Source organism: Amycolatopsis sp. cmx-4-83 (assembly GCF_046548815.1).
GTDB classification, from domain to species: domain Bacteria; phylum Actinomycetota; class Actinomycetes; order Mycobacteriales; family Pseudonocardiaceae; genus Amycolatopsis; species Amycolatopsis pretoriensis_A.
The window spans coordinates 261,938-277,980 of record NZ_JAEBEF010000007.1 but is presented as its reverse complement, the minus strand read 5'-3'; the positions used below and the strand labels follow the sequence as shown (position 1 = coordinate 277,980).

Annotated in this window: 8 protein-coding genes; all 8 read right to left on the bottom strand. The window is 71.2% G+C overall.

Annotation, left to right across the window (positions count from 1 at the left end):
• Positions 1–27: 27 nt before the first annotated feature.
• The 8 genes from glgB to glgX (ACLJQM_RS22835) all read right to left on the bottom strand — a co-directional run bounded on the left by glgB (position 28) and on the right by glgX (ACLJQM_RS22835) (position 15,976).
• Entirely contained in the window at positions 28–2,229 is a 2,202-nt protein-coding gene (gene glgB, locus ACLJQM_RS22870; protein WP_410632708.1) for a 1,4-alpha-glucan branching protein GlgB, read from the bottom strand.
• Complete coding sequence (locus ACLJQM_RS22865; protein WP_410632707.1) at positions 2,226–3,608, bottom strand: maltokinase N-terminal cap-like domain-containing protein; 1,383 nt, start codon at positions 3,606–3,608, stop codon at positions 2,226–2,228. Before ACLJQM_RS22865 ends, glgB begins: the two co-directional genes overlap by 4 nt.
• Before the next feature lie 5 nt (positions 3,609–3,613).
• Positions 3,614–5,422: a maltose alpha-D-glucosyltransferase gene (gene treS / locus ACLJQM_RS22860; RefSeq protein ID WP_360767121.1), complete on the bottom strand. Its 1,809-nt coding sequence runs from the start codon at positions 5,420–5,422 to the stop codon at positions 3,614–3,616.
• A gap of 37 nt (positions 5,423–5,459) precedes the next feature.
• Entirely contained in the window at positions 5,460–7,442 is a 1,983-nt protein-coding gene (locus ACLJQM_RS22855; protein WP_247011825.1) for a maltotransferase domain-containing protein, read from the bottom strand.
• Between the two features lie 239 nt (positions 7,443–7,681).
• Complete coding sequence (glgX, locus tag ACLJQM_RS22850; protein WP_360767119.1) at positions 7,682–9,829, bottom strand: glycogen debranching protein GlgX; 2,148 nt, start codon at positions 9,827–9,829, stop codon at positions 7,682–7,684.
• 50 nt (positions 9,830–9,879) lie between these two features.
• The gene (treZ, locus tag ACLJQM_RS22845; RefSeq protein ID WP_410632706.1) at positions 9,880–11,592 is read right to left on the bottom strand and encodes a malto-oligosyltrehalose trehalohydrolase; all 1,713 of its coding nucleotides are present in this window, start codon (positions 11,590–11,592) and stop codon (positions 9,880–9,882) included.
• Positions 11,589–13,853, bottom strand: a complete 2,265-nt coding sequence (treY, locus tag ACLJQM_RS22840) for a malto-oligosyltrehalose synthase (protein ID WP_360767113.1) — start codon at positions 13,851–13,853, stop codon at positions 11,589–11,591. Before treY ends, treZ begins: the two co-directional genes overlap by 4 nt.
• Positions 13,850–15,976: a glycogen debranching protein GlgX gene (gene glgX, locus ACLJQM_RS22835; RefSeq protein WP_410632705.1), complete on the bottom strand. Its 2,127-nt coding sequence runs from the start codon at positions 15,974–15,976 to the stop codon at positions 13,850–13,852. Before glgX (ACLJQM_RS22835) ends, treY begins: the two co-directional genes overlap by 4 nt.
• Between the last annotated feature and the right edge of the window lie 67 nt (positions 15,977–16,043).

The window sequence follows — 16,043 nt, the reverse complement described above, 5'->3', positions numbered from 1 at the left end:
CCCTATGAAAGTGCCGTCCCGACGGCGTTACGCGAGTTCGGGAGCCTGCTCTTCGAGCAGCCACAGGACGCCCGCCGGCGGGAGCTGGAGCACCGCCGAGGCCGGCTGCCCGTGCCACGGCTCGTCGGTCGCCTCCACGACCCCGAGGTTCCCGACCCCGGAGCCGCCGTACGCTTCCGCGTCGGTGTTGACGACCTCGCGCCAGCGCCCGGCGGCCGGGAGGCCGACCCGGTAGTCGTGGTGCGGGACGCCCGCGAAGTTCGCCACGCACGCCAGCCGCGAGCCGTCGGTGCCGATGCGCAGGAAGCTCAGCACGTTGCCGCTCGAGTCGTTCGCGTCGATCCAGCGGAAGCCGTCGGGGGAGGTGTCCTGGCTGAACAGCGCCGGGGTCGAGCGGTACACCGAGTTCAGCGACCGCAGCAGGTCCTGGACGCCGCGGTGCAGCGGCTCCTCCAGCAGGTGCCAGTCCAGCGACCGCTGCTCCGACCACTCCGAAGGCTGCCCGAACTCGCCACCCATGAACAGCAGCTGCTTGCCCGGGTGCGCCCACATGAACGCCAGCAGCGAGCGCAGCCCGGCCGCCTTGTTCCAGGCGTCGCCCGGCATCCGGCCCCACAGGGATCCCTTGCCGTGCACCACTTCGTCGTGCGACAGCGGGAGCACGAAGTTCTCGCTCCACGCGTACACGAGCGAGAACGTCATCTCGTTGTGGTGGTACGCCCGGTGGATCGGCTCGTGCGACAGGTACCGGAGCGTGTCGTGCATCCAGCCCATGTTCCACTTGAAGCCGAACCCCAGACCGCCCAGGTGCGTCGGGCGCGTGACGCCCGGCCACGCCGTCGACTCCTCGGCCACCATCACGATGCCCGGGTGTCGCTTGTAGACGGTCGCGTTCAGCTCCTGCAGGAACTTCACCGCGTCCAGGTTTTCCCGGCCGCCGTACTGGTTCGGCAGCCACTCCCCTTCGTTGCGGGAGTAGTCGAGGTAGAGCATCGACGCCACCGCGTCCACGCGCAGGCCGTCGAGGTGGAACTCCTCGATCCAGTACAGCGCGTTGGCGACGAGGAAGTTGCGGACCTCGTTGCGGCCGAAGTCGAACACGAGCGTGCCCCAGTCGGGCTGCTCGCCGCGGCGCGGGTCCGCGTGCTCGTACAGCGCGGTGCCGTCGAACTTCGCCAGCGCCCAGCTGTCCTTCGGGAAGTGCGCGGGCACCCAGTCCACCAGGACGCCGATCCCGCGCTGGTGCAGGCGGTCGACGAAGTAGCGGAAGTCGTCGGGCGAGCCGAAGCGGGACGTCGGCGCGTAGTACGACGTCACCTGGTAGCCCCACGAGCCGCCGAACGGGTGCTCCGACACCGGCAGCAGCTCCACGTGCGTGAAGCCGGTCTCGACGAGGTAGTCGCCGAGCTGGTCGGCCAGCTCCCGGTAGTCCAGGCCGGGCCGCCACGAGCCGAGGTGGACCTCGTAGACGCTCATCGGCGCCGCGGCCCACTCGGTCGCCTCGCGCTGGGCGACCCACTCGTCGTCGTCCCACAGGTGCCCCGACGCGGTGACGACCGAAGCCGTCGCGGGCGGCTGCTCGGTGGCGAACGCCATCGGGTCGGCCTTCTCCTGCCAGTTGCCGTCGGCGCCGAGGATCCGGAACTTGTAGCAGGTGCCCACGCCGACGCCGGGTACGAACAGCTCCCAGATGCCGGACGAGCCGAGCGAGCGCATCGGGTGCCCGCGCCCGTCCCAGCCGTTGAAGTCGCCGATCACGCGGATGCCGCGCGCGTTCGGCGCCCACACCGCGAACGAAGTGCCCTCGACGACGCCGTTCGGCGTCTCGTACGACCGGACGTGCGCGCCGAGCGCCTCCCACAGCCGTTCGTGCCGGCCTTCGCCGATCAGGTGGAGATCCAGCTCCCCCACCGTCGGCAGCCAGCGGTACGGGTCGTCGGCGGTCGTGGTGTGCCCGTCGTACTCGACTTCCAGCCGGTAGTCGCCGGGGTGCTCCGGGACGGCGACGGCGAAGAGCGCGTCGATCACCGGCTCCATCGGGTACCGGTGCCCGCCCGCGTGCAGCGTGACGGCCTTGGCGCCGGGCAGCAACGATCGCGCGACGAACCCTTTGCCCGCCGGGTGCACGCCGAGGACGGCGTGCGGGTCGTGGTGGGAACCGGCCAGCAGCCGGTCGATGTCGGCAGCCGGCGGGGCCGCGGCCGGGAGGCCTTCCGGAACGGCGTTCACGGTGTCATCCCCTCTCCGCTCGTGATCCGGGCGATCGAAGCGAGCGGCACGCCGAGCCAGTCGGGCCGGTTCGCGTGCTCGTAACCCACTTCGTAGACCGCCTTGTCCAATTCGAAGGCGCGCAGCAGCTCGCCCTGTTCACGCGGGTCCGGCGCGACCGCGGCGTAGCCCTCGCAGAACGCCGCCCGGTTGCGCTGCGACCACTCCAAGGCCCGCTCGACCAGCGCCGGCTCGTCGGGCTGCCCGACCAGCAGCTGCTGGGCCGCGTAGTCGAACGACCTCAGCATGCCCGCCACGTCGCGCAACGGCGAGCGCAGCGCGTGGCGTTCCTCCACCGGCGCCGCGGGCTCGCCCTCGAAGTCGATCAGCAGCCAGCCGCCGACGGTCCGCAGCACCTGGCCCAGGTGCAGGTCGCCGTGGATGTACTGCATGGTCACCGAGCCCGGGGGCAGCGCCTCCAGCTTTTCGAACGCCGCCCGCAGCGCCGGGGCGTGCGCGGCCAGCTCCGGGACCCGCCCGGCGATCGTGTCCAGCCGGGCGGCCATCGCCTTCGTCGTGCGTTCCAGCTCGCCGGCGTCGACGCTCTCCGTGCCGAGCGCTTCGGCCAGGTCGGCGTGCACCTCGGCGACCGCGCGCCCGAGCCGCTCGGCCTCGCCGGCGAAGTCACCGCCGACCTCCTCGGCGTGCAGCTCCGGCGCGGCCATCAGGTCGCGGACGCTGGTGGTGGCCATCGCCCAGCCGTCGACGGCGTCGGCGACGAAGTGCTGGAGCATGCCGACCGTGGTCGGCTCGCCGCCGAGGTCACCGGTGATCGAGCCGAGCACCGGCGCGATGTGCCTGCTGCCCACGCCCTGCAGCGCGCGGTGCAGCAGCAGGTCCTTGTTCTTGCCCGGGGTCAGCTTGCGGAACAGCTTGAGGATGTACTGCCCGCCGTAGACCAGGGAGGTGTTGCTCTGCTCCGAGGAGATCGGCCGCGCCCGCAGGCCGGTCTCCAGCTCCGCGTCCGGCTCGTGCTCGAAGACCAGCGACCCCACGGTGTCCTCGCGGGCCATCAGGTCCAGCAGCACGCCGGTGACGTCGAGGTCACCGGACGCCTCGTAGGCGTTCAGGTCGCCGACGGCCCCGATCCAGCTGCCCGACGAGATCTCCGGCGGGTGCGTCCGCCGGCCCACCAGCAGCTGGTAGGGCTCGCGCCGATCGTCCTGTTCGACCTCGACGACCACGTGCAGCAGCTGCGGGTCGCCTTCGACCAGCTCGGTCACGCCGAGCACCCGGACGCCGGTCACCGGCCGGTCCTTGCCGGCGAACCAGCGCTGCTCGGGCAGCCAGCGCTTCAGGTCGCCGGTCAGTTCGTCGACCAGCTCACGCGGGTCGGACAAGGGACTCACCTCGTTTCGCCTTCGTCTCCCGGGACCGTCAGCTGGAACCAGTAGAAGCCGTGCCCCGGCAGGGTCAGCAGGTACGACAGGTCCCCGATGCTGGGGAACCGCACGCCGCCGGTGAGCTCCACCGGCGTGCACCCGCGGTGCGCGGACAGGTCCAGCTCCACCGGCTGCGGGAACCGGGAGAGGTTGTTCACGCAGAGCACGACGTCTTCGCCGCCGTCCGGGCGCCGCCACTGGCGCTTGTAGGCCAGCACGCTCGGGTTGGACCCGCCGAGGTCGATGAACTCGCCTTCGGCGAACGCGTGGTGCTCCTTGCGCACCTCGATCATCCGCCGGGTCCAGTTGAGCAGCGAGGACGCGTTGTTCGACTGCGCCTCGACGTTCAGGCCCTGGTAGCCGTACACCGGGTCCATGATCACCGGCAGGTAGATGCGGCCCGGGTCGCAGGAGGAGAACCCGGCGTTGCGGTCCGGGGTCCACTGCATGGGGGTGCGCACCGCGTCGCGGTCGCCGAGCCAGATGTTGTCTCCCATGCCGATCTCGTCACCGTAGTACAGAACGGGCGAGCCCGGCAGGGACAGCAGCATCGCGGTGAAGAGCTCCTGCTGGTTGCGGTCGTTGTCCAGCAGCGGGGCCAGGCGACGGCGGATGCCGATGTTGGCCTTCATTCGCGGGTCCTTGGCGTACTCCGCGTACATGTAGTCGCGCTCTTCGTCGGTGACCATCTCGAGGGTCAACTCGTCGTGGTTGCGCAGGAAGATGCCCCACTGGGACCCGCTGGGGATGGTCGGGGTCTGGGTGAGGATCTCCGAGATCGGGAACCGCGACTCGCGCCGCACCGCCATGAAGATCCGCGGCATCAGCGGGAAGTGGAACGCCATGTGGCACTCGTCGCCGCCGACCGCCGGGTCGCCGAAGTACTCGACGACGTCCGAGGGCCACTGGTTGGCCTCCGCGAGGAGGATGCGCCCGGGGTACTCGTCGTCGACGACCTTGCGGCAGCGCTTGAGGAACTCGTGCGTGCGCGGCAGGTTCTCGCAGTTGGTGCCCTCCTGCTCGAACAGGTACGGCACGGCGTCGAGGCGGAACCCGTCGATGCCCAGGTCGAGCCAGAACCGCAGGGTGTCGATCATGGCGTTCTGGACGTCGGGGTTCTCGAAGTTGAGGTCCGGCTGGTGGGAGAAGAACCGGTGCCAGTAGAACTGGCCGCGCACCGGGTCGTAGGTCCAGTTCGACGTCTCGGTGTCGACGAAGATGATCCGCGCGTCGGCGTAGCGGGAGTCGTCGTCGCTCCACACGTAGTAGTCGCCGTACGGGCCGTCGGGTTCGTTGCGCGACTGCTGGAACCACGGGTGCGCGTCCGACGTGTGGTTGAGCACCAGGTCGGTGATCACCCGGATGCCGCGCCGGTGCGCCTCGTTCAGCAGGAAGACGAAGTCCTCGACGCTGCCGAACTCCGGCAGCACCGCCCGGAAGTCGCTGATGTCGTAGCCGCCGTCGCGCAACGGCGACGCGTAGAACGGCGGCAGCCACAGGCAGTCGATGCCGAGCCACGCCAGGTAGTCCAGGCGGCCGGCCAGGCCGCGCAGGTCGCCGGTGCCGTCGCCGTTGGAGTCGGCGAACGCGCGCACCAGCACTTCGTAGAAAACCGCGCCCTTGAACCACTCCGGGTTGCTCGGCGCCTGCTGCGCCGAGCGGAAGTCCCCGGCCTGGGGTTCGACCAGCATCCCGTCGGCGGTCATCGCCTCACCGGTGTGCGGCACACCGTCCAGCCCCAGTGCCGCGTCGGGGCGGGCCTCTTCCGCCATGGGTTCCACCTCAGTCCCTCGATCCGTTCCTTCCCTGCTAACCGGCCAGCCGCCGCCGGACCGAGACCACGTGGGCCACGGCCCGCCACGGTTCGAGCCGGACGAAGTTCGCCGGTCCCCAGTCCCAGGTGTCACCGGTGACCTCGTCGTGCGCGATCAGCCGCTCGTGCGCCTCGAACCCGAGCGCCCCGGTGTCGAGCCAGAGCGTGCCCTCCTGGGGCCCGTACGGGTCGAGCGTCACGACCGTGACGACGGTGTCGCCGGTGGCCGGGTCCTGTTTGGAGTAGGCCAGCAGCGCGTCGTTGTCGACGTGGTGGAAGTGCAGGGTGCGCATCTGCTGCAGCGCCGGGTGCGCGCGGCGGACGGCGTTCAGCTTCGCGATCCACGGCTCCAGCGAGCGCCCTTCGGCGAGCGCGCGCTCGAAGTCGCGCGGGCGCAGCTGGTACTTCTCGGAGTCGAGGTACTCCTCGCTCCCGTCGCGGACCGGGACGTGCTCGAACAGCTCGTAGCCGGAGTAGACGCCCCACGTCGGCGAGATCGTCGCGGCGAGCGCGGCCCGCAGCGCGAACATGCCGGGACCGCCGCGCTGCAGCGATTCGTGGAGGATGTCCGGGGTGTTGACGAACAGGTTCGGCCGGCCTTCGGTCCAGTGGTCGCGCAGGTCGACGGCGAAGTCGATCAGTTCCTGCTTGCCGGTCCGCCAGGTGAAGTACGTGTAGCTCTGGGTGAAGCCGAGCCGGGCCAGGCCCCACAGCCGCGCCGGGCGGGTGAACGCCTCGGCCAGGAACAGCACGTCCGGGTGGGCGTCCTTCACCGACTGGATCAGCCAGGCCCAGAAGTCCGGCGGCTTGGTGTGCGGGTTGTCGACCCGGAAGATCTTGACCCCGTGGTCGATCCAGACCGTGATCACCCGGAGCATCTCTTCGTAGACGGCCTTGGGGTCGTTGTCGAAGTTGATCGGGTAGATGTCCTGGTACTTCTTCGGCGGGTTCTCCGCGTAGGCGATCGAGCCGTCCGGGCGGGTGGTGAAGAACTCCGGGTTCTTCAGGACCCACGGGTGGTCGGGCGCGGCCTGCAGCGCGAAGTCGAGCGCGACCTCCATGCCCAGCTCCTCGGAGCGGGCGACGAAGGCGTCGAAGTCCTCGAAGGTGCCGAGGTCCGGGTGGATCGAGTCGTGCCCGCCCTCGTCGGCGCCGATGGCCCACGGCGAGCCGACGTCTTCGGGCTTGGCGTCGAGGGTGTTGTTGGGGCCCTTGCGGTTCACCCGGCCGATCGGGTGGATCGGCGGCAGGTAGACGACGTCGAAGCCCATCTTCGCGACGCGGTCGAGCGCGGCCGCGGCGGTGGTGAAGGTGCCGTGCACCGCCTTGCCCTCGGCGTCGACCCCGCCGGTGGAGCGTGGGAAGAGCTCGTACCAGGAGCCGTACGCGGCGCGGCGCCGGTCGACCCAGACCTTGAACGGCTTGCCCTTGGTGATCAGTTCGCGCACCGGGAACTCGCGCATGAGCTGGCGGATTTCGGGCGACAGCGCGGGCCCGACGCGCTCGGCGAGGGAGCGCTCTTCGTCGCGCAGCGCGGTCACCGCGCCGGTCAGCAGCCCCTTCTCCGCGCGGCGGTCGGGACGGCGGGAGACGCGCTCCAGCAGCCGGGCGCCGTTTTCGATGTCGTTGGCGAGGTCCTCGGGCCCCTGCCCGGCGGCGACCTTCACCTCGACGGCGTGCTCCCACGTCGCCCAGGGATCGCTCCAGGCGTCGATCCGGAAGGTCCACGCACCGGTGACGTCGGGGACGATCACGGCGGCGAACTCGTCGGGGTGGTCGGGTCCCCGCGGCACCATCCGCGTCTGGCGCGTCAGGCGGTCGCCGGGACCGCGCCACGCGACGGTGGCGGCGACGGCGTCGTGGCCTTCCCGCCAGACGGTCGCGGTGACCGGGATGTGTTCCCCCACAACGGCTTTGGCCGGATACCGGCCGCAGCTCACGCTGGGGGAGACGTCGTCGATGCCGAGCCGGCCGGTCATGGGCAACGCCCCTCGGTGTGTCGGTTGGAAGCGCAGGCGTCGTCAGTCTGCCTGACTCGATCAAGCACGATCGAGTCAGGGCTCCTTTCTTCTTTACCCACCTGGGCGCGACCGAAACGCTTTCGCCGCAACGAATTTCCGGCAGGTGTCCGTCAGGTTAAGCGCGCGCCGGACCCGGCCGGCGGCCCGCGCCGCCGGAGACCCGTACCCGAATGGACGACACCCCGCCCCGGTACCGGTCAGTAGGGCTCCGGCTGCGGGTCGGCCGCCAGCCGCGGGGCCCGCAGCAACAGCAGCGACCGCGACTGCAGGGGCACCCGGCTCTTGGCCTCCAGCACGCCCGGGTTGGCCGGGCTGCCGTCCGCGGTGCTCGTGTCGAGCGTCGGCTTGAACGTCTCGCCGTACTCGCGCCCCGGCAGCACCACCTCCGCCGGCGCGTCGCCCGCGTGCAGCCACAGCAGCCACGAGTGGTCGGGCACCAGCGCGCCGTCGCGGTTGCGGGCCTGGCTGTTCGAGCCGTCGATCCACATGCCGAGCGTGTGGCGCTCCTCGAACCAGTCGGTCTCGCCGAGCTCCTCGCCGTCCGGGCGGAACCAGACCAGGTCGGGCTTGCCGGTCGGGGTGGTCCGGCCTTCGAAGAACTCCGGCTGCCGCAGCGCCGGGCTGTTCGCGCGCAGCCGCACCACCCGGCGGGCGAACGCGAGCATGGCCTCGGCCTCGGGGTCCGCCGGCGTCCAGTCCAGCCAGGACGTTTCGCCGTCGAGGCAGTACGCGTTGTTGTTGCCGTGCTGGGTCCGCCAGAACTCGTCGCCCATGGTGAGCATCGGCGTACCGGTGGACAGCAGCAGCGTGGCGAACATGTTCCGGGCCTGCCGGGTGCGCAGCGCGCGGATCGCCGGGTCGGCGGTCTCCCCCTCGGCGCCGTGGTTCCACGAGCGGTTGTCGTTGGTGCCGTCGCGGTTGTCCTCGCCGTTGGCCTCGTTGTGCTTTTCGTTGTAGGACACCAGGTCCCGCAGCGTGAAGCCGTCGTGCGCGGTGACGAAGTTGATCGACTGCCACGGCCGGCGCAGGTTGTGGTCGTAGAGGTCCGACGAACCGGACAGCCGGTAGGCGAGGTCGCGCACGCCGGTCGCGCCGCGCCAGAAGTCGCGGACGGTGTCGCGGTAGCGGCCGTTCCACTCCGCCCACTGGGCGCCGAAGCCGCCGACGCGGTAGCCCTCGCCGGTGGCGTCCCATGGCTCGGCGATCAGCTTGCAGCGGGACAGCACCGGGTCGGTGGTGATCGCCGTGAGCAGCGTCGACGCCGGGTCGAACGCGCCGCCGCGGGGCCGCCCGAGCGTGCTGGCGAGGTCGAACCGGAAGCCGTCGACGCCCATCTCCTGCGTCCAGTACCGCAGCGAGTCGGTCACCAGCCGCACGACGGTCGGTGAGCCCGCCTCCAGGGTGTTGCCGCAGCCGGTGATGTCGGCCATGTGCCCGCGGTCGGTGTGCAGGTAGTAGACCGGCGCGTTCAGCCCGCGGAAGCTCAGCGTCGGCCCGTCCGGGCCGCCCTCGCAGGTGTGGTTGAACACGACGTCGAGGATCACTTCGATGCCCGCCGCGTGCAGGGCGGCCACCATCAGCCGGAACTCCTCGACCTCGTGGCCGGGCTCGCTGGCGTAGGCGGCGTGCGGCGCGAAGAAGCCGAGCGGCGAGTAGCCCCAGTAGTTGTGCCGCCCGGCGCGGACCAGCGACGGCTCGTCGAGGAACGAGTGCACCGGCAGCAGCTCCACCGACGTGACGCCGAGCCGGGTCAGGTACTCGATCGCGACCGGGTGGGCCAGGCCGAGGTAGGTGCCGCGCAGCGCCTCCGGGATGAACGGGTGCTGCTGGGTGAACCCCTTGACGTGCAGCTCGTAGACGACCGCCTCTTCGAACGGCACCTCCGGCTTGGTCCCGGTGTCCGGCCCGCCCGGTGAGGACACGACCGACAGCGGCACGCCGCCCAGGGAGTCCACAGTGGACATCGGGCCGCGCTCGGGGTCGCCGGTGAAGCCCTGGGCCGCGGCCAGGTCGGTCAGCCCGCCGGTGATCTGCCGGGCGTACGGGTCGACCAGCAGCTTGTGCGGGTTGCACCGCAGGCCGCGGGCGGGGTCGTACGGGCCGTGGATCCGGTAGCCGTAGCGCTGCCCCGGCGTCACCCCGGGCACCAGGCCGTGCCAGACGCCGAAGGTGCGTTCGGTGAGCGCGATCCGGCGTTCCGATCCGTCGGCGTCGATCAGGCACAGCTCGACGGCGTCCGCGACGGCGGACGTGATCGCGAACCGCACACCGCCGGCCTCGGGGTGGGCACCGAGCGGGAAGGGGCGGCCGGCGAGGACGTGGTCGGCGGAAGGTCGTGTGGCCATTCCTGAATCGTCCCAGATACCGGCCGCTTCGCGCGCGATGTGCGGTCCGGTTATCGGGTTTCGACCAGAACGAAACCGTCCGGTGGCAGCTGGGCGGCCCCGCCGCCGGCTTCGGCCCCGCCCCAGGCGAGCAGGGCCGACGTGGCCCCGAGCGGGAGCGTGACCTGGCCGGGACCGAAGTTGACCGCCAGCCGCAGCGTGCCGCGGTGCAGCACCAGCCAGGACCCGTCCGGGGCGCTGTCGATGCGCACGTCCGCGACGCCGGGGTCGGCCAGCGCGGGGTGCTCGCGGCGCAGCTTGATCAGCGAGCGGTACAGCTCCAGCACCTCGCGGTGCCCGGGACGCTCCACTTCGGCCCAGTCGAGCCGCGACCGGTCCACGGTGGCCGCGTCCATCGGGTCGGGCACGTCGGACTCGCCCCAGCCGTGCCGCGAGAACTCGCGACGGCGGCCCGTGCGGACGGCTTCGGCCAGCTCGGGGTCCGGGAAGGAGGCGAAGAACTGCCACGGCGTGCTCGCCGCCCACTCCTCCCCCATGAACACCATCGGCGTGAACGGCGAGCAGAACAGGAGCGCCGCGCCGCAGCCGAGCCGGCCCGGCGAGACCGTCGCCGAGAGCCGGTCACCGGTCGCGCGGTTGCCGATCTGGTCGTGGTTCTGCAGGTAGCCGAAGAAGCGGTGGCCGGGCACGGTCCGCGTGTCGACCGGTCGGCCGTGGGTCCGCTCCCGGAAGGACGACCAGGTGCCCGCGTGGAAGAACACCTCGCGCAGCACCCGCTCGAGCGCGTCCGGCGCGGCGAAGTCGGTGTAGTACCCGCTCGTCTCGCCGGTCAGCTTGACGTGCAGGGCGTGGTGGAAGTCGTCCGACCACTGGGCGTGCAGGCCGTACCCGCCGCGTTCGCGGGGCGTGACGAGCTTCGGGTCGTTGAGGTCGGACTCGGCGATCAGGGTCAGCGGCCGGTTCAGCGCCGCCGACAGCGCGTCGACCTCGGTGGCGAGCTGTTCGAGCAGGTGGACGGCCCGCCGGTCGAGCAGCGCGTGGACGGCGTCCAGGCGCAGCGCGTCGATGTGGAAGTCCCGGAACCAGCTCAGCGCGTTGTCGAGCACGTACCGCCGGACTTCGTCGGAGCCTGCGCCGTCGAGGTTGAGGCCGGGCCCCCACTCGTTCTGGCCGGCGAAGTACGGGCCGAACCGGTCGAGGTAGGCGCCGGACGGCCCGAGGTGGTTGTAGACGACGTCGAGCACGACCGCCAGGCCGCGCGCGTGGGCGGCGTCGACGAACCGCTTGAGCCCGTCCGGGCCGCCGTAGGGCTCGTGGACCGCGCCCCACAGGACGCCGTCGTAGCCCCAGCCCGCGGTGCCGTCGAAGGAGTTCACCGGCAGCAGCTCGACGTGCGTGATCCCGAGGTCGACGAGGTGGTCGAGCCGGTCGATCGCGGCGTCGAAGGTGCCGCCTTCGGTGAACGTGCCGAGGTGCAGTTCGTAGACGACGGCGCCCGGGAGCTGACGGCCGTGCCAGGCGTCGTCGGTCCAGTCGAACTCGCCGTGGTCGTAGACGCGCGACTCGTGGTGGACGCCGTGGGGCTGCCACCGCGACCGCGGATCCGGCAGCGGCTTCTCGTCGTCGTCGAGCAGGAAGGCGTAGTTGATCCCGTCGGCGTCGGCGTGCCACCAGCCGCCCTCGCCCGCGGTCATCTCGTGCACCTCGGCGTCGACGGACACCCGGGCCCGCTCGGCGGACGGGGCCCAGACACTGAACCTCATGCGTCTCCTCGCACCAGCAACGCGACGGGGTAGCGGTCGAACAGGGTGGCCACGTCCGGCGTGGCGTCGCGGCCGGTGAGGACGTCGGTCCAGACGCCGTCCGGCAGCGGGAGCACGGTGTCGCGCCAGCCACCGGCGGCTTCGAGGCCGACCGGCAGCCGGGTGACCGCGACGGCCAGGTCCGCGCTGCGGGTGTAGGCCAGGCAGTGCTCCGCCGCGACGCCCTCGGCGCGCAGCGGCCGGTAGCCGCGGAACAACGCGGGGTGCTCCTGGCGCAGCTTCAGCGCCTTGTGCACGACCAGCAGCTTCGCCGCGCCGGACGCGTCGATCTCCGGCAGCTCGCCGTCGGCGATCCGCGCGAGGAGCTCACGGCGGACCGCGTAGTCGACCGGACGGCGGTTGTCCGGGTCGACCAGCGAGAAGTCCCACAGCTCGGTGCCCTGGTAGACGTCCGGGACGCCGGGCGCGGTCAGCTGGACGAGCTTCTGGCCGAGCGAGTTGCTCCAGCCCGGCCGTTCGATCCGCGCGACGAACGCGGCCACGTCGGGGTCGTCGACGACGGCGTCGGGCCAGGCGGCGACGGCTTCTTCGAAGGCCTCGTCGTGGTCGGTCCAGCTGGTCCGGAGCTTGGCTTCCTTGGCCGCCTTGTCGAGGTAGTCCCGCAGCCGGGCGGGCTCGATCGGCCAGGTCGCGACGAGCGTCTGCCAGGCGAGCAGGTTGAGCGACGGCTCGTCGATCCCGTGGCTCGCGGTCCACCGCCGGACCGCGTCGGCGAACTCGCCCGGCACTTCGGCGAGCACCGCCATCCGGGCGCGGGTGTCCTCGGACCGCTTGGTGTCGTGCGTGGTCAGCGTCGTCATCGCGGCCGGGTACCCGGCTTCGCGCTCGGCGGCGAGCCGGTGGAACTCCTCGACGTCGAGCCCGAAGCGGTCCGGGTTGCCGCCGACCTCGTTGAGCGCGGCGAAGCGGGTGTAGCGGTAGAACGTCGTGTCCTCGGTGCCCTTGGCCACGACCATGCCGGACGTCTGCTGGATCCGGGTGGCCAGCTCGCCGTCCGGCTCGGCGCGGACCTGCGCGTCGAGGGCTTCGAGCGCGCCGGCGAGGTCGGGCCGGGCCTGGCGCGCCCCGGCGATCGCGGCCGCCCAGTGCGCCGCGCCTTCGGGCAGGTAGGAGCGGTAGACCGGGAAGGCGATCATGGTCTCGGCGACCGCCTGCCGGGCCTGCTCGGCGTCGACGTCGCGCAGCAGCGCCGCGATCCGCCGGACCTCGGCGACCAGGATGCGGTCGGTGACCAGGCGCCGGGCCTCGGCTTCGACGCGGTGGTAGCCGGTCTTCACGCCCAGTTCGTTCGCCAGCTCGGTGTAGGCGGGCTCGGCGGCCGGGCCGACGAAGACGCCGGCGATCTCGCGCAGGGCGTCGTAGCCGGTGGTGCCGTCGACCGGCCAGGTCTGCGGCAGCGGCTCGCCCGGGTGCAGGATCTTCTCCGCGACGATCCACGCGCCCGGGGCGTTCTCCCGCAGCCGCCGGAAGTAGCCGCCGGGGTCGGCGAGGCCGTCCGGGTGGTCGACGCGCAGGCCGGTGACGTCGCCGTCGGCGACCCAGCGCAGCACCTCGCCGTGCGTCTCGGCGAACACCGTCGGGTCCTCGACGCGGACCGCGGCCAGGTTCGTGATGTCGAAGAACCGGCGGTAGTTCAGCTCCGCGTTGCCACGGCGCCAGCCGATCAGGCGGTAGTGCTGGCGCTCGTGGACCTCTTGCGGCGTCCCGCTTTCCGTGCCGGGCGCGATCGGGAAGCGGTGGTCGTAGTAGGCGAGCTCGCCGTCCTCGACCGACAGCTCGGCGACGGCTCCATCCTCGCCCAGCACCGGCAGCAGGATCGGGCCGCGGTCCCAGTCGACGTCGAAGAAGGCGGCGTACCGCGAGTCGCGGCCGTGCCGCAGCACGTCCCACCAGAACCGGTTCGCCTTCGGGACCTCGACCGACATGTGGTTGGGCACGATGTCGACGACCAGGCCGAGCCCGGCTTCCTTCAGCTTCGCGCTCAGCTCGCGGCGGGCGTCCTCGCCGCCCAGCTCGGGCCGCGCGCGCGTCGGGTCGACGACGTCGTAGCCGTGCGTCGACCCGGGCGTCGCGTCCAGCACCGGCGACGCGTAGAGCGCGCCGATGCCGAGGTCGCGCAGGTAGCCGGCGAGGCCGGCCGCGTCCGCGAAGGTGAACTCCGGGCGCAGCTGCACCCGGTAGGTCGACTCCGGCACCGTCATTCGGGATCCGTCTCCGTCCGCTGCAGCACGATCAGGGACCGGGCCGGGAGGGTGAGCTGGCCGCCGCCTTCGATCGGCTCCGCGCCGGCGGGTTCCACCTCGCCGGTCGCGGTGTCGACGACGACGGTCCAGTGCTCGCCGTACCCGTTGCCCGGCAGCTTGGCGTCGATGTCTTCGTAGTGCGCGTTGAAGGCCAGCAGGAACGAGTCGTCTTCGACCTTCATGCCGCGCTGGTCGAGGTCCGGGATCGCCTTGCCGTTGAGGAAGACGACGACCGCCTTGCCGAAGCCGTCGTCCCAGTTCTGCTCGGTCATCTCCTCGCCGGCCGGGGTGAACCAGGCGATGTCGCCGAGCTTGTCGCCCTTGCCGACCGGGCCGCCCTGGAAGAACCGGCGGCGGCGGAACACCGGGTGCCGGTGCCGGAGCGCGCTCAGCCCGCCGGTGAACCTGACCAGGTCGGCGTTGTCCTTGGCCAGCTCCCAGTCCATCCAGGACAGTGCGGAGTCCTGGCAGTAGACGTTGTTGTTGCCCTGCTGGGTGCGGCCGAACTCGTCGCCGTGCAGGATCATCGGGACGCCCTGCGACAGCAGCATCGTGGCCAGCATGTTCCGCTGCTGCCGCTCGCGCAGCCCGAGCACCTCGGGGTCGTCGGTCTCGCCCTCGACGCCGCAGTTCCACGAGCGGTTGTCGTCGGCGCCGTCGCGGCCGTCCTCGCCGTTGGCCTCGTTGTGCTTCTCGTTGTAGGACACCAGGTCCCGCAGCGTGAAGCCGTCGTGCGCGGTGACGAAGTTGATCGACGCGAACGGGCGGCGGCCGTCGTCCTGGTAGAGGTCCGACGAGCCGGTGATGCGCGAGGCGAACTCCCCCAGCGTCGAGGGCTCGCCGCGCCAGAAGTCGCGGACGGTGTCGCGGAACTGCCCGTTCCACTCCGTCCACAACGGCGGGAAGTTGCCGACCTGGTAGCCACCGGGCCCGACGTCCCACGGCTCGGCGATCAGCTTCACCTGGCTGACGATCGGGTCCTGCTGCACCAGGTCGAAGAACGTGGACAGCCGGTCGACGTCGTAGAACTCGCGGGCCAGCGCCGAAGCGAGGTCGAACCGGAAGCCGTCGACGTGCATCTCGGTCACCCAGTAGCGCAGCGAATCCATGATCAGCTGCAGGGTGTGCGGGTTGCGGACGTTGAGGGAGTTCCCGGTGCCGGTGTAGTCCATGTAGTACTCGGGCTCCCCCTCCACCAGCCGGTAGTAGGCCTCGTTGTCGATGCCCCGCATCGACAGCGTCGGCCCGAGGTGGTTTCCCTCGGCCGTGTGGTTGTAAACCACGTCCAGGATGACTTCGATGCCGGCCTCGTGGAAGGCCTTCACCATGCCCTTGAACTCCTGGACCTGCCCGCCCTCGCCGGGCATCGCCGCGTACGAGCCGTGCGGCGCGAAGAACCCGATCGTGTTGTAGCCCCAGTAGTTCGTGAGGCCCTTCTCCTCCAGCCCGTGGTCGGAGACGAACTGGTGCACCGGCAGCAGTTCCACGGCGGTGACACCGAGCTTCTGCAGGTGCTCCACGACCGCGGGGTGCGCGAGACCCGCGTACGTGCCCCGCAGCGCCTCGGGCACGAACGGGTGATTCACGGTCATGCCCTTGACATGGGCTTCGTAGATGACGGTCTCGTTGTACGGCCGCTTCGGCTGGCGGTCGTTGCCCCAGTCGAAGAACGGGTTCGCGACCAGCGAGTACGGCACCCGCCCGGCGGAGTCGGCGTCGTTGCGCTCGTCCGGGTTGTCGAACTGGTAGCCGAACAGCGATTCGTCCCACTTCACGCCGTGCGAGACGGCCTTCGCGTAGGGGTCGATGAGCAGCTTGTTCGGGTTGCAGCGCAGGCCGCGCTTCGGGTCGTACGGGCCGTGCACCCGGAACCCGTACCGCTGCCCGGGCCCGACGTTGAGCAGGTAGCCGTGGTGGACGAAGCCGTCCACCTCTTCGAGCGCGTGCCGCGTCTCGTTGCCGTCGGCGTCGAACAGGCACAGTTCGACCCGCTCGGCCACCTCGGAGAACAGGGCGAAGTTCGTCCCGACTCCGTCGTAGGTGGCGCCGAGCGGGTAGGGCGTTCCTGGCCAGGGCCGCACTGGGGTCTCCTCGAGCTTGGTCGTGCTTGTGCCGTCCGTGGTGACGGACGTGAGTCGTGCGCCGCGC

What these genes read in the sequence shown, in the direction of transcription:
- treS (WP_360767121.1), bottom strand. Translation starts at nt 5,422, where the DNA reads ATGGCGGAAGAGGCCCGCCCCGACGCGGCACTGGGGCTGGACGGTGTG.
- ACLJQM_RS22855 (WP_247011825.1), bottom strand. Translation starts at nt 7,442, where the DNA reads ATGACCGGCCGGCTCGGCATCGACGACGTCTCCCCCAGCGTGAGCTGC.
- glgX (WP_360767119.1), bottom strand. Translation starts at nt 9,829, where the DNA reads ATGGCCACACGACCTTCCGCCGACCACGTCCTCGCCGGCCGCCCCTTC.
- treZ (WP_410632706.1), bottom strand. Translation starts at nt 11,592, where the DNA reads ATGAGGTTCAGTGTCTGGGCCCCGTCCGCCGAGCGGGCCCGGGTGTCC.
- treY (WP_360767113.1), bottom strand. Translation starts at nt 13,853, where the DNA reads ATGACGGTGCCGGAGTCGACCTACCGGGTGCAGCTGCGCCCGGAGTTC.